General features: G+C 71.9%; 21 protein-coding genes and 1 tRNA gene. 16 read left to right on the forward strand and 6 right to left on the reverse strand.

The genetic code is table 11. The annotated features are described in order from the left end of the window. Positions 1-20 precede the first annotated feature (20 nt). From LEL83_RS02680 to LEL83_RS02710, 7 genes are all read left to right on the forward strand, one after another. Positions 21-809, forward strand: a complete 789-nt coding sequence (locus LEL83_RS02680) for a pseudouridine synthase (RefSeq protein ID WP_225557736.1) — start codon at positions 21-23, stop codon at positions 807-809. Between the two features lie 58 nt (positions 810-867). Next, entirely contained in the window at positions 868-1980 is a 1113-nt protein-coding gene (locus tag LEL83_RS02685; RefSeq protein ID WP_225557652.1) for a prephenate dehydrogenase, read from the forward strand. A gap of 224 nt (positions 1981-2204) precedes the next feature. After that, positions 2205-2900: a (d)CMP kinase gene (cmk, locus tag LEL83_RS02690; protein WP_372454431.1), complete on the forward strand. Its 696-nt coding sequence runs from the start codon at positions 2205-2207 to the stop codon at positions 2898-2900. Between the two features lie 104 nt (positions 2901-3004). Next, the gene (gene der / locus LEL83_RS02695) at positions 3005-4525 is read left to right on the forward strand and encodes a ribosome biogenesis GTPase Der (RefSeq protein ID WP_198658128.1); all 1521 of its coding nucleotides are present in this window, start codon (positions 3005-3007) and stop codon (positions 4523-4525) included. Between the two features lie 147 nt (positions 4526-4672). Beyond that, positions 4673-5299 carry a hypothetical protein gene (locus tag LEL83_RS02700; RefSeq protein ID WP_225557653.1) on the forward strand — a complete coding sequence of 209 codons (627 nt, stop codon included), beginning with the start codon at positions 4673-4675 and terminating at the stop codon, positions 5297-5299. 127 nt (positions 5300-5426) lie between these two features. After that, on the forward strand, positions 5427-5948 hold the full coding sequence (locus LEL83_RS02705) for a hypothetical protein (protein ID WP_225557654.1): 522 nt from the start codon (positions 5427-5429) through the stop codon (positions 5946-5948). A gap of 10 nt (positions 5949-5958) precedes the next feature. Next, a complete protein-coding gene (locus LEL83_RS02710; RefSeq protein ID WP_225557655.1) occupies positions 5959-6480 on the forward strand; it encodes a hypothetical protein in 522 nt (173 codons plus the stop codon). 152 nt (positions 6481-6632) lie between these two features. Here LEL83_RS02710 and LEL83_RS02715 read toward each other — a convergent pair whose 3' ends face one another. Together LEL83_RS02715 and LEL83_RS02720 are read right to left on the reverse strand one after the other, a co-directional pair. After that, positions 6633-8789: a RecQ family ATP-dependent DNA helicase gene (locus LEL83_RS02715; RefSeq protein ID WP_225557656.1), complete on the reverse strand. Its 2157-nt coding sequence runs from the start codon at positions 8787-8789 to the stop codon at positions 6633-6635. Positions 8790-8904: 115 nt separating this feature from the next. Continuing rightward, entirely contained in the window at positions 8905-10386 is a 1482-nt protein-coding gene (locus LEL83_RS02720) for a hypothetical protein (RefSeq protein WP_225557657.1), read from the reverse strand. 70 nt (positions 10387-10456) lie between these two features. On the opposite strand from LEL83_RS02720, the gene LEL83_RS02725 reads away from it, so the two are divergent. The 7 genes from LEL83_RS02725 (at position 10457) to LEL83_RS02755 (ending at position 18397) form a co-directional block, all read left to right on the forward strand. Further along, complete coding sequence (locus tag LEL83_RS02725) at positions 10457-11287, forward strand: endonuclease/exonuclease/phosphatase family protein (RefSeq protein WP_225557658.1); 831 nt, start codon at positions 10457-10459, stop codon at positions 11285-11287. Further along, positions 11284-11865, forward strand: a complete 582-nt coding sequence (locus tag LEL83_RS02730) for a DUF2238 domain-containing protein (protein WP_225557659.1) — start codon at positions 11284-11286, stop codon at positions 11863-11865. The genes LEL83_RS02725 and LEL83_RS02730 overlap by 4 nt, the downstream gene beginning before the upstream one ends. Positions 11866-12010: 145 nt before the next feature. Further along, positions 12011-12084, forward strand: a tRNA-Pro gene (locus LEL83_RS02735). Between the two features lie 328 nt (positions 12085-12412). Beyond that, a complete protein-coding gene (locus LEL83_RS02740) occupies positions 12413-12970 on the forward strand; it encodes a lyase family protein (protein ID WP_225557738.1) in 558 nt (185 codons plus the stop codon). Positions 12971-13147: 177 nt separating this feature from the next. Next, the gene (locus LEL83_RS02745) at positions 13148-13306 is read left to right on the forward strand and encodes a hypothetical protein (protein WP_225557660.1); all 159 of its coding nucleotides are present in this window, start codon (positions 13148-13150) and stop codon (positions 13304-13306) included. 15 nt (positions 13307-13321) lie between these two features. Beyond that, entirely contained in the window at positions 13322-13825 is a 504-nt protein-coding gene (locus LEL83_RS02750; RefSeq protein WP_225557661.1) for a hypothetical protein, read from the forward strand. A 279-nt stretch (positions 13826-14104) separates the two neighbouring features. After that, on the forward strand, positions 14105-18397 hold the full coding sequence (locus LEL83_RS02755) for a fibronectin type III domain-containing protein (RefSeq protein ID WP_225557662.1): 4293 nt from the start codon (positions 14105-14107) through the stop codon (positions 18395-18397). 175 nt (positions 18398-18572) lie between these two features. Here LEL83_RS02755 and LEL83_RS02760 read toward each other — a convergent pair whose 3' ends face one another. Next, a complete protein-coding gene (locus LEL83_RS02760; protein WP_225557663.1) occupies positions 18573-19079 on the reverse strand; it encodes a VanZ family protein in 507 nt (168 codons plus the stop codon). Then, a complete protein-coding gene (locus tag LEL83_RS02765) occupies positions 19048-19668 on the reverse strand; it encodes a TetR/AcrR family transcriptional regulator (RefSeq protein WP_198658146.1) in 621 nt (206 codons plus the stop codon). Before LEL83_RS02765 ends, LEL83_RS02760 begins: the two co-directional genes overlap by 32 nt. Before the next feature lie 85 nt (positions 19669-19753). On the opposite strand from LEL83_RS02765, the gene LEL83_RS02770 reads away from it, so the two are divergent. Continuing rightward, positions 19754-21376 (forward strand): FAD-dependent oxidoreductase, encoded by a 1623-nt coding sequence (locus LEL83_RS02770; RefSeq protein ID WP_225557664.1) that lies wholly within the window; start codon positions 19754-19756, stop codon positions 21374-21376. A 23-nt stretch (positions 21377-21399) separates the two neighbouring features. Here the strand turns inward: LEL83_RS02770 and LEL83_RS02775 are convergent, their stop codons facing one another. Further along, a complete protein-coding gene (locus tag LEL83_RS02775; RefSeq protein ID WP_225557665.1) occupies positions 21400-22284 on the reverse strand; it encodes an alpha/beta fold hydrolase in 885 nt (294 codons plus the stop codon). A gap of 95 nt (positions 22285-22379) precedes the next feature. On the opposite strand from LEL83_RS02775, the gene LEL83_RS02780 reads away from it, so the two are divergent. Then, on the forward strand, positions 22380-22838 hold the full coding sequence (locus LEL83_RS02780) for a MarR family winged helix-turn-helix transcriptional regulator (protein ID WP_225557666.1): 459 nt from the start codon (positions 22380-22382) through the stop codon (positions 22836-22838). A 41-nt stretch (positions 22839-22879) separates the two neighbouring features. Here the strand turns inward: LEL83_RS02780 and LEL83_RS02785 are convergent, their stop codons facing one another. Further along, the gene (locus tag LEL83_RS02785) at positions 22880-23344 is read right to left on the reverse strand and encodes a GNAT family N-acetyltransferase (RefSeq protein ID WP_225557667.1); all 465 of its coding nucleotides are present in this window, start codon (positions 23342-23344) and stop codon (positions 22880-22882) included. Positions 23345-23369: the final 25 nt, after the last annotated feature.

The raw sequence follows: 23369 nt of genomic DNA on the forward strand, positions 1-23369 counted from the left end.
TCCAGGCCGATGGCGAGCGCCTGCAGAAGGTGATCGCCGCTGCGGGCGTGGCATCCCGTCGCGTCGCGGAGAACCTGATCGTCGAGGGCCGCGTGACGGTCAACGGCGAGGTCGTCGACGCCCTCGGGCGTCGCGTCGACCCCGAGACCGACGCGATCGCCGTGGACGGCGTGCCGGTGCAGATCGACTCGTCGCGGCGGTACATCGTGCTCAACAAGCCGACGGGTGTCGTCTCGAGCCTGCAGGACGAACGCGGTCGCCGCGACCTGACCGAGTTCGTGGACCGCTACGAGGAGCGCCTGTTCAACGTCGGCCGGCTCGACACCGAGACGTCCGGGCTGCTCGTCCTGACGAACGACGGCGACCTGGCGCACGTGCTGGCGCACCCGTCGTTCGGCGTGCAGAAGACGTACATCGCGAAGGTGCACGGCAATGTGAACCCTGCCGTAGTGCAGCGCCTGACCGAGGGCGTCGAGCTCGAGGACGGGCCGATCAAGGCCGACAAGGTGCGGTTGCTCGAGTCCTCGCGGGGGGAATCGCTCGTCGAGATCACGCTGCACTCCGGGCGCAACCGCATCGTCCGCCGCATGCTCGAGGCCGTCGACCACCCGGTCCTCGAACTCGTCCGCCGGTCGTTCGGGCCGCTGCACCTGGGCAGCCTGCCGCCGGGCAAGATGCGCGAGCTGGGGACGGTCGAGGTCGGCAAGCTGCTCAGCACGGTCCGTGACGCGAAGCCGTCCGCTCGTGACGACCGCGACGTCGCCCTCGACCAGGGCGACGACGCGTACGAGGACGAGTCGGCGGACTGACCGACCCCGAGGCCCGGGCATCGACCGATGCCCGGGCCTCGCTCGGTAGGCTTGCCCGGTGACCGACCTGACCACGACCGACATCGACCGCCGTCTGCGCGGTCCGGTCCGGGTCGTGGGTGCCGGGCTCCTCGGTGCCTCGATCGGGCTGGCCCTGCGCGAGAAGGGCGTGGACGTCGTCCTCGACGACGTCTCACCCGCAGCGTTGGCGCTCGCCGTCGACTACGGCGCCGGGCGTCGACCCGCTGCCGGCGACCAGCCGGAGCTCGTCGTCGTCGCGGTGCCGCCGGACGTCGTCGCGACCGTCGTCGAGCGCGAGCTCGCCGCCCACCCGGACGCCGTCGTGACGGACGTCGCGAGCGTGAAGTCCGGGCCGCTCGCTGCCCTGGTGGCCGCGGGAGCGGACGTCACCCGCTACATCGGGTCACACCCCATGGCGGGGCGGGAGCGCAGCGGCCCGACCGCCGCCCGCGCCGACCTGTTCGTCGGACGCCCGTGGGTGATCGCCGGGCACGACGCCATCACGTACCAGCGAGCCGCCGTGGTCGAGGACCTGGCGCTCGACGTCGGCGCCACCGTGGTGCCGATGGAGCCGGAGTCGCACGACCTGGCGGTCGCCTACGTCTCGCACGCGCCGCAGATCGTGTCGACGCTCATGGCGTCCCGGCTGCGCGACGCCCCGGACGGCTCCCTCGGTCTGGCCGGCGGCGGTGTCCGTGACGTGACCCGCATCGCCGCGAGCGACCCTGGGCTGTGGGTGCAGATCATCGGCGCCAACGCCGGGCACATCCGTCCGGTGCTCACCGACCTGCGCGACGACCTGTCCCGGGTGATCGACGCACTGGGTGATCCCGAGGCTGCTGGCGCCCCGCGCACCATCGCGGAGACCATCGCCGACGGCAACCGCGGCGTCGAACGGCTGCCGGGCAAGCACGGCACCACCAAGCGCTTCGCCCAGGTGGTCGTCCTCGTCGACGACACCCCCGGGCAGATCGCCGCGCTCCTGACGTTCATCGGGGAGATCGGGATCAACCTCGAGGACATGCGCCTCGAGCACTCACCGGGCGCGCAGATCGGCATCGTCGAGGTGTCGGTGCTGCCCGAGCAGGAACAGCGACTCGTCGAGGAACTCGAGGGGCGCGGATGGAGGATCGCAGCAGCATGGGCCTGAACGACGACACGAACGCAGCGACGCACGACTCGGGTGCGACCGGCGCACGCACTCCGGCCGGAGGGACCGACGGGCCCGACTCCGGCCTGCCGACGCCCGGTACCGGTGCCGGCGGTCCGCTCGGGGGCCCGGGTGACGGGTCCGGCGGCGACGGCGGCCCGCTCGGCGGTCCCGCGGGCGGTCTCGGCGAACCGGGCGGCGAGCCGGGCTCGACCAGCGCCCCCGTGCCGTCCGGCCTGGCCGACGGCGCCTACGTGGCGAAGATCGTCATCGCGGTCGACGGTCCCGCCGGCAGCGGCAAGTCGAGCGTGTCCCGTGCCGCCGCCCGGGTCCTGGGCTACGGCTACCAGGACACCGGTGCCGCCTACCGTGCCCTCGCCTGGCACGCCCTGCAGCAGCGGGTCGACCTCGACGACGCCGCGGCGGTCCTGGCGAGCTGGGACACCTTCGACTACGCGATCGGCACCGACCCCGACGACTACTACGTGACGGTGGGGGAGACCGACGTCACCGAGGCGATCCGCACCCCCGACGTCACCGGCGCGGTGGCCCACATCGCGAAGCTCCCGGACGTGCGGAAGCGCCTGGTGCAGCTGTTCCGGAACGTCATGCGGAAGACCGACGCCCCCGGCATCATCACCGAGGGACGGGACATCACCACGGTGGTCGCCCCGGACGCCGAGGTGCGGATCCTGCTGACGGCCGACGAGTCCGTTAGAATGGCCCGACGCTCGGCAGAGGTCACGACCCAGTCGGCCGCCGAGACCTCCGCAGCACTCGCTCGTCGCGACGCGGCGGACGCGAAGGTCGTTGACTTCATGAACGCTGCTGACGGCGTCACGACGCTCGACTCCACCGACCTCGACTTCGACCAGACCGTGCAGGCGGTCGTCGAACTGGCCCGCGCGGCCACGCACTGACGCAGACCGGACGGCCTCGGCCATCCGGTCACCACGGCCGGACTCCGGCCCGGCCGGGAACGGCCACCGACACCGCGGCCCCGGCCGCTCGCGAGGAACCCAAGATGGCTCAGCAGGACAACCCCGACAACGACGACTTCCCCGAGTACGACGACGCCCTGGGCGCACGGCTCGCCGGGCTCGACGAGGACGAGGCCGAGCAGCGCGCCACCGCGCTCCGCGCCGGGCTCGAGGAGTACGACCTCGAGGACGAGGACCTCGCCCTGCTCGAAGCAGGCCAGGTCGGCGAGGACGGCCTGCACTACCTGCCGGCCTACCCGGTGCTCGCGATCGTCGGCCGCCCGAACGTCGGCAAGTCCGCTCTGGTCAACCGCATCCTCGGTCGTCGTGAGGCCGTCGTGCAGGACGTCCCCGGCGTCACCCGCGACCGTGTCAGCTACAAGGCGGAGTGGAACGACAAGCGCTTCACCCTGGTCGACACCGGCGGGTGGGAGCCCGGTGCCGAGGGCATCAACGCCTCCGTCGCCGCGCAGGCCGAGGTCGCGATCGACCTGGCCGACGCCGTGCTCTTCGTCGTCGACGTCACGGTGGGCATCACCGCCACGGACGAGCACGTCGTGAAGATGCTCCGCGGCACCGACCGCCCGGTCATCGTCGTCGCGAACAAGTCCGACGACGACCGCCGCGACCTCGACGCCTACGAACTCTGGAACCTGGGCCTCGGCGAGCCGCACCCGGTCTCCGCGCTGCACGGCCGCGGCGTCGCGGACCTGCTCGACCTCATCATCACGACGCTGCCCGACACCTCGGCCGTCGCCAAGCAGGAGGTCGGCGGTCCCCGTCGCGTGGCCATCCTGGGGCGCCCGAACGTCGGCAAGAGCTCGCTGCTCAACAAGGCCGCCGGTGAGGAGCGCGTCGTCGTGAACGACCTCGCCGGCACCACCCGCGACCCGGTGGACGAGCAGATCGAGCTCGGCGGCAAGGTCTGGCGCTTCGTCGACACCGCCGGCATCCGCAAGCGCGTGCACCTGCAGCAGGGCGCGGACTTCTACGCGTCGCTCCGCACCACCGCCGCGCTCGAGAAGGCCGAGGTCGCCGTCGTCGTCCTCGACGTCACCGAGCCGGTGTCCGTGCAGGACCTGCGCATCATCGACCTCGTGCTCGAGTCGGGCCGGGCGCTCGTGCTGGCGTACAACAAGTGGGACCTGCTGGACGACGACCGTCGCCGCTACCTGGAGCGCGAGATCGAGCAGGACCTGGCGCACGTCGCCTGGGCACCGCGTGTGAACATCTCGGCCCGCACCGGTCGTCACCTCGAGAAGCTGGTGCCGGCGCTCGAGACCGCCCTCGAGTCGTGGGACACCCGCATCCCGACCGGCAAGGTCAACGCCTTCATCGCCGAGCTCGTGCAGGAGCACCCGCACCCCGTGCGCGGTGGCAAGCAGCCCCGCATCCTGTTCGGGACCCAGGCGTCGAGCCAGCCGCCGACGTTCGTGCTCTTCACGTCGGCGTTCCTCGACCCGCAGTACCGACGGTTCATCACCCGTCGTCTCCGCGAGGTCTGGGGCTTCTCCGGCACCCCGATCAACGTCAACATGCGGGTGCGCGAGCGCCGGAAGCGCTGAGCCCACCCCTGTCACACAGAACGCGCCCCGATCCGTCGGGGCGCGTTCTGCGTCTCTGCGCGGGGCGCGGTGCACGTCGCTCTCCGGTCCGTGCGCGGTCTGGAGGCCCGCAGCCGGTCCGGCGCATCGGTGCGGCATCATGAGGGCGTGCGGATCGGGCGGTGGGCAGCGGAGCGACGTCGGCTCGCCCTGGTGAGCGGCCTCGTCGCCGTGGTCGTCGTGGGTTCGGTGTCCCTCTGGACGGTCTCGCACGAGCCCGTCCACGACGACACGGTCACCCGCGCCGACCCGATCGACTCCGAGCCGGCGCGGTCGCCGGGTGTCGGGCTGCGACCCGCCAACGGCCTCGGGGACCCGGTCGAGGCGGAGCCAGTCCGTCCCGTCGACGACTCGCCGATCGACCCGTGGTGGCTCCGCGTCCCGCCGGTCGCCGGTGACATCGTCGGCATCGGAGCGGATTCGTCGGGACACGTCCGGATCGCCGGGAGCACCGACGACGAGACGCTGGCCGTGCAGATCGACCACCTGGAGACCGGAGTGGGCGGGCCGGTCGACGTGGTGCTCTCCGCGGGGACGGTCCGCGGTGGGACGAAGCCGATGTGGACCCCGGCCGGGGAGTCGTTCGCGCTGTTCCAGGCCGACGGGGTCGAACAGGGACTGGCCGTCGTGCTCGCTGAGCCGTGGGAGCTGCCCGACGAGGTCCGCTCCCTCGTCCTGCTCGACGCCGGGACCGGCACCGTGCTGGGCGGCGCGGCACTCCTCCCGGCCGACTGAGCAGCGTGCGCTGGCCGACCCCGGACGACACCGTCGTGGTCGTACGGCGTCGACGCTGTCGTTCGGCGTCGACGTGGGTGCCCGGGCCGCGTCCGCCACCGACCTCGGGATGCGGCACCATGGACTCGTGACGCAGCAGAACGACGGACTCGGTGTGCTCGCCGACCGCATCTGGTGTCGTCTGCACCTGGACCGGTTGGCCGGCGGGCGACAGGGCGGGTACGTCATCCGCGAGGACATGCTCGACCACCCCGACACCGTGCGCTCCTTCCGGTGGATCCGGTGGCTGCTCGTCGCCGAGACCGTCGTCGGGGCCGCCGCCGTGGTGATCGCGGTCCTGCTCATGCACGCCGGTCAGACCGTGCCGTGGGCCGTCTGGTTCCGCGCCACGGTCGTGCTGCTCATCACCCTGACGCTCTACGTCTTCGCCTGGCGCGCGCAGGTCGGGTACTACTGGGCCTACCAGCGCATGCGGTTGTTCAGCCGGATCTTCCCGATCGTGACGCTCGTCGTCGCCGCGGTCCCCGGGCTCTACCCGTTCTGGATGGTCCTGGAGCAGATCGTGTTCTCGGTGCTCATGGTCGGCATCGGCGACGTGCTCACGTCGGACCACATGCGCGCCACCTTCCCCAAGCCCGTGCGGCGGTAGCCGGCCCGTGATGCACCGCGCACGCAACTTCGTCACCCCGATCGTGTTCCTGGCGCTCCTGACGGGGTGTTCGACCGTCGACGAAGACCCACCCGGAGCTCCCGAGCCGGCGGCCCCGAGCGCCTCGCCCGAGGTCGCGATCCAGGCTGCGAAGGCGACGACACAGCGCGTGGAGCTCGAGATCGCCGACGTCGTCCCGGATCGATCACGGGTCCGTCAGCAGGAGAAGGGAACGCTCTTCCCCTGCGGCGAGCACCAACGTCAGTGGGCGGGAGGGACGAACGTGGTGGTGACCGGCGAGCCCGACATGGACGCAGTCGTCGCGGCCGTCGAGCAGGAGTGGGCCGGGCGGTCCGGTTGGGCGATCGACAAGCGTCAGGACACGGTGGGCCTCGCCACGATCGACATCTCGACCGATGACGGTGAGGGGTACCTGGTCTCACGAGGGACCGAGGCGAGGACCGTGCACATCAGGTCGTCGTCGTCGTGCTTCGCGGTGCCCGAGGTGTTCTTCGGGGGAGGCGCCTGGTAGCCAGGCGTTTTCGAACGCCCCTGACGATTCCGGTTCACGAATGCCCGGGAACGTGAACCGGAACCGTCAGACCACCGAGCGAACGTGACCGCTCCGCAGCGCAACGAAGGCGGTGCCCGGGCGCGCCAGGGCGCGCCCGGCAACGACCCGGCTCAGGCCACCGTCGCCAGCGCGAACGGCAGCACGGCCGCCGCGCCTGCCCGCCGGAGTTCCCGCCCCGCCACCGTCATGGTCCACCGGCTGTCGACCAAGTCGTCCACGAGCAGCACCGGGCCCTCGTGCTCCTGCAGGGCGGCGGCGAGCGACGGGTCCACCGTGAAGGTGTCCCACACGCCGGACAGTCGGTACGCGCTGTTCGTCGCACCGTCCCCGCGGGGAGTCCCGCCGTTCCGCCCGAGTGTGCCGAGGAACTCCAGCCGACCGATCGTCGAGAGCGCCTGCGCGAGCGACCCGACGAGTTCGGGCCGGGACCGCGAGGACATCGCGACGACGCCGGTCGGCCGGGTCTCCCACGGCCAGTCCTTGAGCGCTCGAACGCAGCCGTCGACCAGTTCCCGCGACACGGGCGCATCCGGCACACCCGACCCGAACAGTGCTCGCAGGGGCCCACCCCAGCCGAGGTCGGTCAGCCGCGCCACCGCTCGGCCGGGTTGGACGAGCTCGTCGGGGCCGATCTTGCCGCGGACCGGGACGCCGAGTGACGACATCCCCGAGGGCCACTGGGCACGCGGGGCGATCTCGACACCGACCTTGTCGAGCGCGGCCGCGGCTCCGGACGAGTCGGAGTCGGAGACCGAGGTCGGGAACCAGGCACCGGCGCAGTTGTCGCAACGTCCGCAGGGCTCGGCGGAGGGGTCGTCGAGGTCCTGCTGCAGCAGCTGCATGCGGCAAGACGAGGTGGCTTCGTAGTCGAGCATCGACGCGGCCTCGGCAGCGCGGGCAGCGGCGACGCGCTCGTACCGGGGCGCGTCGTACTGCCACGGCTGCCCGGTCGAGACCCAGCCGCCGGTGACCCGGCGGACGGCGCCGTCGACGTCGAGCACCTTGAGCAGGAGTTCGAGGGTGGAGCGCTTGATGTCGACCAGGCCCTCGAGGGCGACGGTCGACATCGCGGTGTCGGTGGACAGGGCGTCGAGCACGGCGGCGGCGCGGGCCTCGGTCGGCATCGAGGCGCTGGCGAAGTACTGCCAGATCTCACGGTCCTCGCGTCCGGGCAGCAGCAGGACGTCCGCGTTGTCGGTCGCACGACCCGCACGACCGATCTGCTGGTAGTACGCCACGGGGGACGATGGTGCTCCGACGTGCACGACGAACCCGAGGTCGGGCTTGTCGAACCCCATGCCGAGCGCACTCGTCGCGACCAGGGCCTTCAACTCGTTCCCCTTGAGCTGCTGCTCGAGCTGTTCGCGTTCCTCCGTGTCCGTGCGGCCCGTGTAGGCACGGACGGCGTACCCGTTGTCGCGGAGCAGCCGGGCGATGTCCTCCGCCGCCGAGACGGTGAGCGTGTAGATGATGCCGCTGCCGGGCAGGTCGCCGAGGTGGGCGAGCAGCCAGCCGAGTCGCTGCCGCGCGTCGGGCAGGGTCAGCACGCCGAGGCGCAGCGACGCCCGGGCCAGGGACCCGCGGATCGTGAACACCGGGTCGGCCGGGCCGGCGGTGAGCTGCTCGGCGACGTCCTCGACCACGCGCTCGTTCGCCGTCGCGGTGGTGGCCAGGACGGGGACGCCGTGGGGGAGCGACCGGATGAGCTCGGCCAACCGGCGGTAGTCCGGCCGGAAGTCGTGGCCCCAGTCCGAGATGCAGTGCGCCTCGTCGACCACGAGCATGCCCATCCGCGCGACCAGGGTCGGCATCTGCTCGTCGCGGAACTTCGGGTTGTTCAGGCGCTCGGGGGAGACGAGGAGCACGTCGACCTCGTCACGGGCGAGCGCGGCCTGGGTCTCGCCCCACTCGTGGGCGTTCGCGGAGTTGATCGACACGGCACGGACCCCGGCCCGCGCGGCAGCGGCGACCTGGTCGCGCATCAGGGCGAGCAGCGGCGACACCAGGACGGTCGGACCGCCACCCCGGCGGCGGAGCAGGAGGGTCGCCAGGAAGTACACCGCCGACTTGCCCCACCCGGTGCGCTGCACGACGAGGGCGCGCTGCCGGTGCTCGACCAGGGCCGAGATCGCCTCGAGCTGGCCGGGGTGGAACACCGCGTCGGGGCGCCCCGTGAGCGCAGCGAGCGCCTGCTGCGCCTCGGCGGCGATGTCCGCAGACGGCACGACGGAGGACGACGGGGCGGAACCGACACCAAGACCAGACATGCCCCCATGCTGTCAGCACCGACCGACGAAACGCAGGCCCTCCCTCGCAGGCTCGGTCGGCGCGCCCCGCGCAACGCTTCGCGTCGCCGCTGAGCGGGGCGCGCCAGGCTGTGGACTACTGGTACGTGACCAGAGCAGGCGTCGGCGTCACTTCGGACATGGTCTGCGACGGCGTCAGCATCGGCGTGTCCTCGTCATAGAAGTTCTTCCAGCCCCAGTGCAGGCCCTCCGGCGCGCCCTGGTGCAGTGCGTTCCACGTTGCCTGCTTGTCCGGCTGCGCCCCCTGCCCGTCGACGTGCACGAGCACGTCGAGCTCCGGGTGGCTCTCGAGCGCATCACGGTCCTGGATCATCGACAGCCGGAACTGGTGCAGCACGAGTGCCTTCGGCGGCAGCCCCTCCTCGCGGACGAGCGACGCGAGCCACGACGACACCTCGTTCACCTCGGCGGCCGACACGCTGCCGATCTGCTCCAGGGGCACCTGGTCCTCCGTCAGACGCCACTCCGGGTCGAGCGCCAGCCAGACACCGGGCTTCTTCAGCAGCGACTCGTACTTCTTGGCCTGCGACAGGAAGTCCGACCGGCCGGGCTGCAGGTCGATGATCACGGGCATGTCGGCGTCGTGCGCGGCCTCGACGTACGGCTCGAGCGTCGACACCGGCAGTTCCGTCGAGTAGTCGCCGTCGGCTCCGGCGTCCCCGGCGGCGACGGTCGCGATGACCTCCATCGCCGGCGTCACGAGCTCGTCGGACTCCGCCCGGTACGGCTTCGCGACCTGCTCGGCACGCTGCACGGACGCCTCCGGTCCCTGCTCGCCGAGCACGCCGAGCGCCGGCGTCCCCGGAGCTCCGTACAGCGCGACGTAGCGGTGCCCGTCGAAGGGCCGCTGGCCACCGTTCCGCAGCTGGAACCCGCCCTCGGCCGCCCGCACCGTCCACTCCGGGTCGGAAAGGGCGTCGAACGCTGCGCCGACCAGGACCGTCGGGTGCCCGCGTCGGTCGTGCAGCGCCGTCACCACGTCGGGTGCGGCCGCCGGGTCGATCACGCCCTTCGGCATCGTCACCACCCGGGCACCGGCGGCCTTCGCGGTCGCCACGGCAGCGGCGTCGGCGCGCGCGTCCGCCACCACCACGGTCGCCTGCCGGGAGGCTCGGCTCGACTCCGGCGCCTCGCCACCGTCCGGCGCCTGCCGCTGTTCGACGTCCGTGTCGACCGAAACGTCGCCCACGGCCTGGTACCAGTCGGCCCCGAGCCGGTCGAGTTCGCGGGCGACGGCGGCGCCGCCCTCCGCACCCTTCGCCGTCAGCAGCACCGGGACGTGGGCGCTGGCCGCGGCCTCGCTCGCTGCGCTGATGCCGTCGGCGTCGCCGGACCGAGCCACGACCGCGCCGGGAGCACTCGCGAACAGCGCCGTGCTGACCCGGACGGACCGGGCCGCGGCGTCCGCAGCACCGGCCACCGTGACGGTGTCGGCCGACGCCTTCGCCAGGGTCGGACGGCTCGTGTCCGGGCCGCTCGACGTGCACCCGGCGGCTCCGAGCAGCAGCCCGGAGACCGTGATCGCGACCAACAGACGAGGGGTGGGACGAGAACGCATCGAGCCACCATACGAGCAACACGGAGAGGTCCCTGGGAATCCGACGGGTGTTGTCTCGTAGAAGGGAGGCATGCCCCACCACCCAGACGACCGCCCGCTCATCGGACCGGTCCGGTCGCCCGAGGTGCACTGCACGACCCTCAACGTCCGGCGCCGCGTGCCGCGCCCGTCCACCCACCCGGACGCGTGGGAGCGTCGCCGGGACGCCGTGCTCGCGCTCGTCACGTCCGAAGCGCCCACCGTCCTCGCTGTCCAGGAGGCCCTGCCCGAGCAGGCAGACGACCTCACCGCCGGCCTCGGGTCGGGTTGGGAACCCGTCCTGGCCGGTCGGGGCGCGCACGGCGGTGGCGAACAGGTCGGCCTGTTCCTCGACCGCTCCCGCCTGGACGTCGTCGAGCGCCGCACCTGGGCGCTCTCCCGCACACCGCACCGCCCCGGCTCGCGGTCGTGGGCCACGGCCTTCCCGCGGCACGCCGTCGGAGCCGTCGTCGACGACCGGGCGACCGGCGTCCGGTTCCTGGCCGTCGCCACGCACCTGGACGTCGCCTCGCCGTGGGCCCGACAGCGGTCCGCCGAACTGCTCGGGCGCATCGTCCGGCAGCGCGGCCTGCCCGCCGTGGTGATGGCCGACTGGAACAGCCCCGCCGGTTCCGCACCGTGGCGAGCCCTGGCGGAGGCGGGGATCGAGGACAGCTGGGGGCGGGCCTCCAGGCTGGTGGGCGAGCCGTACGGGACGTACCCGCACTACGGGAGTCCGCGTGTCGGGGGCCGGCGCATCGACGGGGTGCTGGTGACCGCCGAGGCGGAGGTGGACCGCGCCGCGGTCTCGGTGCGCCGGCCGGGCGGCGTCTGGCCGTCCGACCACGCCGCCGTGCACGCGGTCGTGCGGTGGGCGTCGTGATCGCCACCCTCGGGACGACGTTCCTGCGACCCCGGTTCATGGCGGCGGACGTCGTCCGCGCGCTGACGCTCGTCAGCCTGGTCGTCGCGACCATCGGGTGGGGTGGCACCGCGTTCCCGGTGATGGCACTGTGCCTGCTCGGCGTCGTGGTGCCGCGGATGCTCGGCCTGCGACCGACGTTCGACATGGCCGTCTGCCTGCTCGTGCTGCTGTCGGGGTGGTCGAGCGTGCTCGAGTGGTACACGAGCGTGTTCCTGTGGGACAAGTTCATGCACGTCGTGCTCACCGGGCTGCTCGCGGCGGTGCTGTACGTGATCGGCTCGGAGCTGCGGGCCGTGCCGGCGCCGGACAGCGAGCGGCGGGTGGTCGTCGCGGTCCTCGCGCTCGCCGCGGGACTGGCGATCGGGGCGGTCTGGGAGATGGGGGAGTGGCTCGGGCACAACTTCGTCGACTCGCGGATCTTCGTCGGGTACGACGACACGATCGGGGACCTGGCGGCGGACGGGGCCGGTGGGTTGCTCGTCGGGCTGGGGTTGCCGTGGTTGGCGGCGCGGCGCGAGGTGGTGCGGCCGGGGTGAGCCTGCGTGCTCGCGTTCTCTGCTCGTTCGACGCGACTCGCCGTGGCACGGAGGGGGTCTGACGTCCGCTATGCTGGACCGGTCGCTCGCGCTCCGGTCGGACGCGGGCGAGGGTCCTCCGGGGCTCTGAGTCCCTCGGGGCTCGCGGGCTGTGGCGCAGCTTGGTAGCGCACTTGACTGGGGGTCAAGGGGTCGCAGGTTCAAATCCTGTCAGCCCGACCGAAGGGGCGAGTTAGTAATCGTCTTCTAAGAACTGTCGACAACGAAGAAGCCCACCGAGAATCTCGGTGGGCTTCTTCGTCTTGTTTGGGCTTGTGCTGGTGTGCGCGGCACCTGTTGTTGCTCGTTCCAGTCCGCGCGGAGCGCGCTCCCGGTTTCAGGCGCGACAAGGATCGCCACGCGTGTGTGGCGAGGGCGACGTCGGCGCTTTGGCATTGCCGTTGCCTAGGCGACGCGTCTCGTTTGCCGTCAGGGTGCTCGTCAACGAGTCCGCGGGGCGCATGCCGGGTCGGAAGGCCGCCGCGATCGAGCAGGCCGCTGACGAGACATCGCCGGCAAACTCGACGCGGAGTTCCCGCTGTTCGTGTGGCAGACCGGGTCCGGAACGCAGCGCAACATGAACATCAACGAGGTGCTCTCCAACCGCAGGATCCAGCTCCTGGGCAGGGACCTCGGCACCCAGCGGCCCGTCGGCCCGAACGACGACGTGAACATGGGCCAGTCGAGCAACGACACGTTCCCGACCGCGATGCACATCTCCGCACTGCTGGAACTCGACAACCACCTCATCCCCCTCCCCCCCGCCGTCGCCGAGTCCATCGAACACAAGGCCGCCGAGTGGATGGACGTGGTCAAGTTCGGGCGCACCCACCTCGAGGACGCCGTCCCGCTGACCGTCGGGCAGGAATGGTCCGGCTGGGCGGGTCAGCTCCGCAACGCGTTGAAGGCCGTCGACTTCAGCCGCGAAGGGCTCCTCGAACTCGCCGTCGGCGGGACCGCCGTCGGAACCGGGCTGACGCACCGCCGAACTCGGTTCCGCGGACTGTGCTGCCCGCCTCCTAAACGGGGGGTAGTCCGTTCGGTCTGCTTATCGATAGCGTCCTGAGAGTGAGCCAGGACGGCTCGGAACGAGGGGGGCTCAGGTTAAAAAGTCAGGAATGTTCGTACCGGGGTGCTGGGATGCGCGGCCACATTCGCGTCCGCCAAGGAGGGGGCCGCTGCAGGAACCGGCGGGGTTCGAGTTCCCGACATCTTCTACTCAACGCCCGGAGATTTCTGCGGTATGCCGCCTGCACCGGCCACCGGACCCGGCGGATGGAGCATCTGCTTGATCCCCGCCGCGGACAACCAGGAAGGCGGTCAGGTCCTCAACAACATCTACAAGGCCTTCCGTGTCATCCCTGGCGACGCGTACTCCTTGAACTACTCCACCGCTTCCTGACCCTAGGGAGGATCAGTGCGCTACGACACCGACATCGACAACGGCATGCTGCAGATCGAGGGCGGCGCACTTCGAGCGGTCACAAGCATCGACCTCGCGAAGATCGGCTTCCTCACACAGGCGAAAACCGTCGTCGTTTCGGTGCCGCAGATCGATCTGCAACTTCCCGTCGCGCTGTCGACGATCGCGGAGTATGGTGCTGTCCCGATCGAGGCGCAAACACACTCATCTGCGCCGGACCTGCCCGAGGCATCGTGGACCGACGTTGTCGACGTCACTTTCGACGTCGGCAACATCGACGACGGAGGGTTGGTCGTTGTCGGCTTCGACGGGCCTGACTTCACTGAGCCGCCGCTCACTCCATCTCCGGGACGTTACCGGCTCCGCATCAGCGCCGCGCATCGGGACCTACCATGGACCGACGAAGTCACCGAGCGCTACCGATTTGACGCTTGGCCCATCATTGACGCCCTTGGCCCCATCATCCACCGCGGAACTCAGGGCCTGAGACGGGGCTAGCGCTCCTCCTGAGCGAACTCCCACCGCCCGGCAAGTACCTGACCGAGGCCGCCGCGGAACAACGCTAGTCCTAGCGTGGCGGCCGCGGCACCGATGCCGGCCCCGAACTGGGGTGCAGACCGACGCCGATCCTGGCAATACGGTGTGAGCGCCCCTGCGCGACCCGAGCGCAGCGAAAGACCAGGATTCCCGATGCGTCGCTCCCGTACTGCCCTGCCCGGAACCCCGCCCGTCGACCGACCCGGTCGCGTCGCCCGAATCGGCAGGCAATTGCTGGCCGTGGTCGGCATCGTGACGCTCCTGAGCACCGTGACTCCGGAGGCAGCCCTCGCGTGGGAGCAGTGCACCGACTACAACGAGTGCGGTGGTGGTGGCGGCTCGTCGTACGGAGCCGTCACCAACACGGCGTGGGCCGAGTCGGCGACGGTGGGTGTCCCGTTCTCGTTCCAGTACCGGCTCGAACCCTCGGGTTCCTCGGTCGCCGTGACCTCGGGTTCGCTTCCCCCGGGGCTCTCGATGAGTCCGGCGGGGCTGGTCGCCGGCACGCCGACCGTTGCCGGGCAGTCCGTCTACTCCATGACCATCACCCCGCCTCAGGGGTACCCGGGGGAGCCGGGGCAGTACTCGGACTCCATCACCGTCAAGCCCGCTCCCGTCCCGAGCGCCCCGACGAACGTGACCGCCACGGCGACGTCGTCGACCGCCGCGCACCTGACCTGGGCGGCGCCGTCGGAGTCCGGCGCGTCCCCGGTGACCTCGTACGCGATCTCCTGGTCCGGCGGCTCGACCTCGGCCACCGGGACCGCGGCCAACATCACGGGTCTGACGCCGGGCACCGCCTACACGTTCACGGTCAGCGCCGTCTCGCAGGCGGGTACCGGACCCGGGGCGACCTCGAACTCCGTGGTTCCCGCAGGCGTTCCGGGCAGCGTGCCGGTCACCGGCGTGACGGCAGGGGACGGCAAGGCGGTCGTGACCTGGGGGAAGACCACGCCGTCGAACGGTTCCCAGATCACCGCCTACCGCGCGGAGGCCAGCTCGGACGGGTTCGTGACGCGCCGCACCGCCATGGTCGGCTCCTCGTCCTTCGCCGTGCCGATCGAGGGCCTGACGAACGGCACCACCTACGCCTTCCGGGTGATCGCCATCAACGGGAAGGGCGAGGGACCCGCATCAGAGGTCCGGTCCGCCACCCCGAGCGGCGCCCCGGGCGCTCCGGTGGCCAGCGTGACGGCGGGCGACCAGCAGCTCAGCACGACGTGGGCGGCGCCGTCGGCGAACGGGTCGACGATCACCGGCTACACCGTGACGCTCCGCTCCGGTGGTGCGGTCGTCGCGACCCAGGACGTCCCGTCGCGCACCACGGTGACGTTCCCGGACCTGCGGAACGGCACGTCGTACTCCGTCGAGGTCGCGGCGACGAACGCCAACGGCACGACGACGGGGGCGGCCGTCACGGCGACCCCGCGCGGCGTCCCGGGCGCCGTCACCTCGCTGACCGCCACGGACGGTGACGGCAGCGCGGTGCTCTCGTGGACCGCTGCGTCGCCGAACGGGCAGACGCCCCAGTACCGGGTGCAGGTGAGCGGCGACGGCGGCACGAGCTGGACGACGCTCGGCACCACCGCGGCGACCACGTGGTCCGCGGCCGCGCTCACGAACGGTGGGACGTACACGTTCCGGGTCACGGCCCTCAACGATGCCGGTGCCGGACCCGCGGCGACGACGACCGCGAAGCCCTACGGCGCCCCCTCGGCGCCGAACGCGCTCCGGGTCGTCCCCGGAGACCGGGAGGCGACCGCGTCGTGGTCCGCTCCTGACTCCGACGGCGGCCGATCGATCTCGCGCTACGTCGTGCAGACGAGCACGAACGGCACGGACTGGACCACCGCGGGCACGACGAGCGCGTCGTCGTTCCGGCTCGTGGGGCTCACGAACGGCGCGACGACGTCCGTCCGGGTCCGCGCGGAGAACGCCCGCGGCGCCGGCGCGCCGAGCGCCGTGCAGACGACGATGACGAGCGGGCTGCCCGGCGCGACGAGGATCACCGACGCCGTCGCCCAGGACCGGGCCGTGACGCTGACCTGGACGGCACCGGACGCGAACGGTTCCGCCGTGGACGGCTACGTCGTGGAGCAGTCCACCGACGGGCAGACCTGGCTCGACGCGACACCCCGCGGGGCGCGCGACGGCGGGTCCACGGCATCCGTCTCGGGCCTCGACAACGGCACCGAGTACCGGTTCCGCGTGACGGCGCACAACGCCAACGGGTACGGCGCTCCCGGTGCGGTCGTCGCCGTGACGCCGTTCTCGGTACCCGACTCGCCCGATGCGCCGACGGTGACGCCCGGCAACGGCTCGGCGGCCGTGTGGTGGACCGCGCCGTTCGACGGCGGGCGGACGATCACGTCGTACCGCGTCGAGCGGCGGGTGGTCGGCGGCGACTGGACCGAGGTCGGTTCGACCGGCGGGACCGGCCGGTCGCTGGCCGACCGCGGGCTCGACAACGGGACCGTCTACGCGTACCGCGTCATCGCCGGCAACGCGGGTGGAGCCTCCCAGCCGAGCGCCGCGACCACCGTGACCCCGCGCACCGTTCCCGGGACGCCCAGTGCGGTCGTCGCGACCCCGCGTGACCGCAGTGTGCAGCTCAACTGGTCCGCGCCGACCGACGACGGCGGCGACGCGGTCTCCGGCTACCGCGTCGAGCAGCACGTCGACGGCGACTGGGTCCGCGTCGACACGCTCGGCGGCACGACCACGACGATCCACGACCTGACGAACGGCACGTGGACCTCGTTCCGTGTCCGGGCCGTCAACGCTGCCGGTGCGGGTGCGGTCAGCGACCCGGTGTCGGCGATGCCGCGCACGGTCCCCGACGCTCCGACCGCGCTCGGTGCCACCGCGGGTGACGGCTCCGTCGACCTCGCGTGGACGGCCCCGGAGGACGACGGCGGGGCGGCCGTGACCGGCTACACGGTCGAGCAGCTGGACGCCGACGGGGACTGGGCCGTCAGGACGACCACCACGAGCCCGCGTGCGACGGTCGCACCGGAACGCAACGGAGCCACCCTGACCTTCCGTGTCCGGGCGACGAACGACGCCGGGACCGGCGCGGCCTCCGGGCAGGTCGTCGTGGTCCCGCGGACCGTGCCCGACGCGCCTACCGCGCTCGAGGCCACCCCGGGTGACCGCCGCGCGACGCTGACCTGGACGGCACCGAGCTGGGACGGTGGCGCGCCGGTTACCGGCTACGTCGTCGAGCGGGCCATCGGTGACGGCCCCTGGGACGCCGTCGGCACGGTCTCCGGCGCGACGACCACGACCGTGACGGGCCAGACGAACGGCACCGCCACGCGGTTCCGCGTCCGGGCCGTGAACGTCGCCGGAGCGGGGCACGCGTCCGACGCCGCGACGACGACCCCGCGCACCGTGGCGGACGCCCCGGGAGACCTCGCTGCGACGCCTGGCGACCAGCAGGCCGACCTGACGTGGTCTGCCCCGACCGCGGACGGCGGCTCCGCCGTGACGGGCTACGTCGTGCAGACGAGCACCGACCGCGGTGACTCGTGGAGTGACGCCGGGACGGTGAGCGACCCCGCGTTCACGGTCGTCGGGCTGCCGAACGGTGCCCGGGCGTCGTTCCGCGTGCTCGCGGTGAACGCTGCCGGCCGGAGCGTCGCGTCCGAGCCGGTCTCGGCGACGCCGCGCCGGTCACCCGACGAGCCCCGTGCGCTCACCGCGGTGCCGGGTGACCGCACGGTCGCGCTGCGGTGGACCGCGCCGGAGTCCGACGGCGGAGCCTCCGTCGACACCTACCTCGTGCAGGCCACCGCCGCCGACGGCTCGTGGGGCGAACCGGTCCGCGTGACCGGGACGAGCACCGAGGTCGACGGACTGGTCAACGGGACGGCACACGGGTTCCGGGTCGCCGCGGAGAACGTCGGCGGTGCCGGGGCGTGGAGCTCCGTCGCGACCGCCACCCCGTTCGTGTTCGAGCCGACGTTCACCGACGAGGACGGCGTGTCCGTCGTCGGGACGACCCTGACCGTCGGGGACACGGTCGTGTTCGCTGCGGACCACCTGCCGGTCGGCGCGTCGGTGGCGCTCGAGCTGCACTCCGACGTCCGGGTCCTCGCATCGGGCACGGTCGGCGACGGCGGAGCGATCCAGCTCCGCGCGACGATCCCGGCCCTGACCGAGTCGGGCATGCACCACCTGGTCGCGACCATCGACGGGGTCGGCACGACCGTCGCACCCGTGGAGGTCGCAATCCGCGTGGCCCCGGCAGCCGAACCCGCTCCCGTGCCGGCACCCGCTCCAGCGCCCGCACCCGCACCGGCGCCTCCGGCGAGCGGCGGCGGCACGACCCCGATCCCCGCCGTGGGCGGACCGGCGCCGTCGGTGGGCGCCCGGACGGACGACCCGTCCACGCGCACCGGCACCGGCCCGGCCGCGCTCGCCTTCACCGGCTCGGCGGGCACCGCTCCGCTCACCGTGGTCGGCCTGGTGCTGTTGCTGGCCGGCCTGGCCCTCGCCTCGGGCGTGCGCGCGCGGCGACGCCGCGTCTGACGGTCGGTGCGCCGGCCGACCGGCTGGCGCACCGTCGACCGTCGCCGTTCCGGGCCGGTCACGTGTCGGCCGGGAGGCGCGGTGCCGGACGCGCGCCGTGCCTCCAGGCCGGTGGGTGGTCGCGTCGTCGGCCTCGGGTCCTGCTGGGTCGACGTCGGCCCGTCAGCCCGTTCGCTCAGGCCGCGGCTCGAGCACGCCGCTGCGCGAGCGCGAGTGCGGCGAGGGCGAGCATCCCGCCGATGACGGCGCCGATGGAGTTCGTCACCCAGTCGCCGGTGTCGCAGGCGCGCCCGATGCCGACGACGAGGGCCTGGACCGCCTCGATCACCGCCGAGAGCGCGACACCGGAGATGATCGCGAGCAGCGGTCGCGCCCAGCGGATCCCGACCAGGAAGCTGACGGGCACGAAGAGCAGCACGTTCGCGATCGACTCCACCGCGGTCGGCGCGAGGGACGGCAGCCCTGCGGTGCAGCCCACTGCGGAGGACGGTGCGGCTTCCGGGTAGAGCGTGAGGCCGAGGACCGCGACGAGTGCCAGCACGGTGAGCACCAGGGTGGCCTTCCCGACGGGTCGCCCTCGGATCGCGGCAGTCGACAGTACCGGACGGGGGCGACGCGTCAGCGCCGGCAGGGTGGCGGAAGGGGTCTGCTCACGCTCCCGCTCGATCCGGCCCGTAGGCACGGACGAACGCCTCCACGCCGTCGACGAAGAGTTCGTCGACGGCTTCTGCATCGAGGTCGGGTGTGCCGAGGGCGAGCAGGAAGGTGAGCGCGGTGAAGTGCTCCGCAGCACGACGGGGCTTCGTCGTGCGGATCGCGCCGGCCGCGGCGAGGTCGGCGAATCGCGCAGCGAGCACCAGCTCGGGGCCGTGCGCCAGGTCGGACTCGAGCGCAGCGATCGACCGGCCCGAGTCGAGGAGCAGCCTGACCACCGCGTAGTCGGACGACTGCAGCGTCTGGGTGGCGATGCGCCTGGTGAAGGCCAGGAGTGCGGCTCCCAGATCGCGGTCGGCTCGGAGCTCCTGCTCGACGGCTTCCTGCACGGCGTCCAGCAGTGCCGCGGAGGCTCGCTCGACCACAGCGCTGAACAGTCCGTCCTTGTCCACGAAGTGGTCGTAGAGGGTGCGCTTGGACACCCCGGCCTGGGCGGCGACGGCGTCCACGGAGGTGCGGTCGTAGCCGTCCTCGAGGAAGCGGTTCCGGGCCGCGTCGAGCATCGCACTGCGCTTCCGCTCGGAGCTCGGGCGCAGAGGGCGCTGTGCATCGGGCATCCAACGACTGTACCGGTGCAGTTTTCACACTGCACGGTGTAGTGTGCAATCTCTGAACCTGTTCCGACATCGAGAGAAGAGCACCATGACCGTGAGCGACCCCACCCCCACTCCGACGACCTCGGCGAGCACGACACCGGCGCGCACGACGCCGACGGACGTCCTCGTCATCGGCGCCGGCCCGACCGGACTCACGCTCGCCTGCGACCTCGCCCGTCGAGGAGTGCGCGTCCGGGTGATCGAGCGCTTCGCCGCTCCCAGCGTCGCCTCGCGGGGAAAGGGCCTGCAGCCGCGGAGCCTCGAGGTGCTGGACGACCTCGGCGTGGCTGACACGGTCCTGACCCGAGGGTCGACCAGACTCCCGGTCCGGATGATCACCGACGACGGCACCGTGATCGATCGCGAACCCATCACCGTCCCGGTCTCCGACCCGACCACGACCGCGCACCCGGAGACGCTGTGGATTGGCGAGTTCGACGTGGAGGGTCCTCTCCGCGATCGCCTGGCCCTCGACGGTGTCGAGGTCGAGTTCGGCAGCACCGCGAGCGCGCTCCAGCAGCATGCGGATTCCGTGGAGGTGACCGTCGAGACCCCGCAGGGCCCGGACACGATCCGCGCCCGCTGGGTCGTCGGCGCCGACGGGGGCAGGAGCACGGTGCGGCATGCGCTCGGGGTGCAGTTCCCGGGGTTCACGATGCGAGATCGCTGGTACCTCGGAGACGTCCGCCTCGAGGGCCTGGACCACGGTCGGCAGTACATCTTCCCGACGGACCTCGGCATGATCGGTCTCACCCCGCTGCCCACCACGGACCTGTGGCAGTGGCAGTCGACGACCGAAGCCGGGGACGATGCGGCGCAGCCGTCGCTGGAGCTCTACCAGCAGATGCTCGACGACCACCTCGGGAAGGACCGGGTGACCCTGCAGGAGGCGACCTGGTTGTCGCTCTACCGCGCCAACGTCCGCCTCGCCGACCGGTACCGCGTGGGCCGCGTGCTGCTCGCCGGCGACGCGGCGCACGCGCACTCTCCGGCGGGCGGGCAGGGCATGAACACCGGGATCCAGGACAGCTGGAACCTCGGGTGGAAGCTCGCGGCCGTCGTCGACGGTGCCGACGCGGCCCTCCTCGACACCTACGAGGACGAGCGCCGCCCGATCGCCGCGTCCGTCCTCGAGATGAGCACCGAGAAGATGCACCGGTTCCGCGCCGGGGCCACTGACGGTGCGGAAGGAGTGGACCGCGGGCTCGACGGGATGGGTGGCGACGACACGACCGGGCTGTCACTGCGCTACCTCCCGAACACGTTGGCCTTCGACGGGCAGCCCATCGCCCGCGCGCCGTACGCCACCGGGCTCCGCGGTCGCGGGTTCGCCGGGTCGACGTTCGACCTCGTCCGAGGGCCCCACTGGACGGTGTTCGTGTTCTCCGACGATGCTTCGGACGTGCACGCCTTCGACGGGGCGCCTGAGAACGTCCACGTCCACCGCATCGGGGCCGGCGCGATCGAGGACTCCCAGGGCCACGCCGTGGCGAGGTACTCCGCGCAGCAGGGCACGGTCGTGCTCATCCGCCCGGACGGCTACATCGCTGGGCGACAGACCGTGTCGTCGGCTGCTGCCCTCGTGTCCTTCGTCCGCAGCGTCGAGGGCGGCGGTGCTCACCGGCAAGACGACACGGCGGACCGAGCGGACCCGTCGCGGCCGCGTTGAGCGCCTCCGGGCACCCGTGGTGATCAGGCCTGCCGAGCGAGGAAGGTCGTGATCGCGTCGGCGAGGCGGCCGGGTGCTTCGAGGGCGACGTAGTGGCCGACACCGTCGAGGAGGACGCTCTCCACGGGGCCCTCCACGACCTGGCTGACGGTGCGTTCGGTGAAACGGCCGCCGAACGCACCGATGGCCAAGGCCGGCTTGTCGAGCCCGCGCGCCGCGCGCGCCTGGAAGTCGCTCCCCTCGGCGAGCATCGACCGGTAGAGGCCGACGGCGCCGTTCCAGCCGTGCTCGCGAGCGTACGTGCGGGTGAACTCGTCGACGTCCGCTCCGGTGACGGAGGACGGGTCTGCGGACATCGACGGGAACGCCCACGTGCCCAGGAGTTCTTTCTCGCGGCCGGTGAAGAGCATCTCGGCGATGCCCGGGGCCGCGAGTGCGCCGATGTGCCACGATCCGCCGCGGGTGATGTCACCGAGGTCTTCGAGTCCGAACCCGGCGAGACCCATCTCGGTTGCGATGAGGCTCCGGATGTCCTCCGGGTGGTCGGATGCGAGACGGTAGGCGGTGCCGCCGGAGATGTCCTGAGCGGCGAGGTGCACCGGGCCCACACCCAGCTCGGCGATGAGGGCGTGCAGATCTGCTGCAGCATCGGCGCTGGTGAAGCCGGAGGCTGCGGGCGCGGAGTCTCCGAAACCGCGGAGATCGACCGCGAACACACGGTGCGCGGTGGCGAGGAGGGGGATCACGCGGTGGAATGCCCACCAGGTCTCGGGGAACCCGTGCACCAGGAGGACCGGCGATCCGCTGGTGCCGGCCGACACGTAGTGCAGGGTCGTCCCGTTGACGTCTGCTCGGTGGTGCTCGACCTCGCGGATCGTTGCTCCGGGGGCGGCGATCGTGACGTTCATGACATGCTCCTTCGATGTGACAACGTGGTTGTCAATTAAGGCAGGAGGCAACCAGGTTGTCAATCTGCTGCCTCAGCAGTCGCTAGGTTCGAGGCATGGACGTCAGCAGTGGCACGCAGTTCGCCCAGCTCCTCATGCGCGCGTTCGAGGTCATGGCCGACGAGGTGCGCACCAGCCTGGAGAGCGCGGGACACCCGGGGCTGACCATCGCGAACGAACTGGCCATGCAGGCGATCGATCGTGGCGCATCCAGTGCTGCGTCCCTGGCGCGCGAGACCGGTGTGACTCGACAGGCCGCTGCCAAGACGATCGACACCCTCGAGGCGCTGGGCTACGTCAGTCGCGGCCCAGACCCCGAGGACGCTCGCAGGAAGTACCTCCGCGTCACGCCCGAGGGCCACGCCGCCATCAGCGTGGGTGGGGCAGCGTTCGACCGGATCTTCCAGCGCTGGCAGCAGCAGACCGGAGCGGACTCCGCCGTGGTCGTCGCGGCCCTCACGCTCCTGACGGATGCTCGTCCGGACGGCCGAAGCGCGGCTGCGATCGACCGGTAGCCGATCGGCCGTCGCGACGAGACAGAGCGCGCCTCGGTCTGTCAGACCTCGGGACGCAGTCCTGGCTTCATGTCGTACGTCACCCACGGCGTCGCAGTTGCGACGTCGTCGTAGACGTGACGAGCTGCTTCGTTGTCGGGCGCCGTGATCCACCGGACGACGCTGGCGCCCTCGTTCGCCGCGATGGACGACGCCTCCCGCAGGAGCGCGGTCGCCACGCCGCTCCCGCGTGCTGCTGGTGCGGTGAAGAGGTCGTCGAGGTAGAGCCCGAGCGTCGCGGTGGACGGTCGGGCGAAGCGCCGGAGGTTCGCGATGCCGAGCAGGTTGCCGTCGTCATCGGTCGCGACGAGACCGGTGAGGCCGTGTGCAGCTCGTACGATCCACTCCCACGTGGCAGCGACCGCTCGTCGATCCTCCGGCAGATCGTAGAACGAGCGGTACCCGGCGAACAGGGCGGTCCACTGGGGCTCGTCCTGCGGGACAACGGTGCGTACGCGGATCGTCACCTCGCGAGCCTAGGGGAGTCGCGGC

It is taken from the genome of Curtobacterium oceanosedimentum, assembly GCF_020297365.1.
In the GTDB taxonomy this organism is placed as follows: Bacteria; Actinomycetota; Actinomycetes; order Actinomycetales; family Microbacteriaceae; genus Curtobacterium.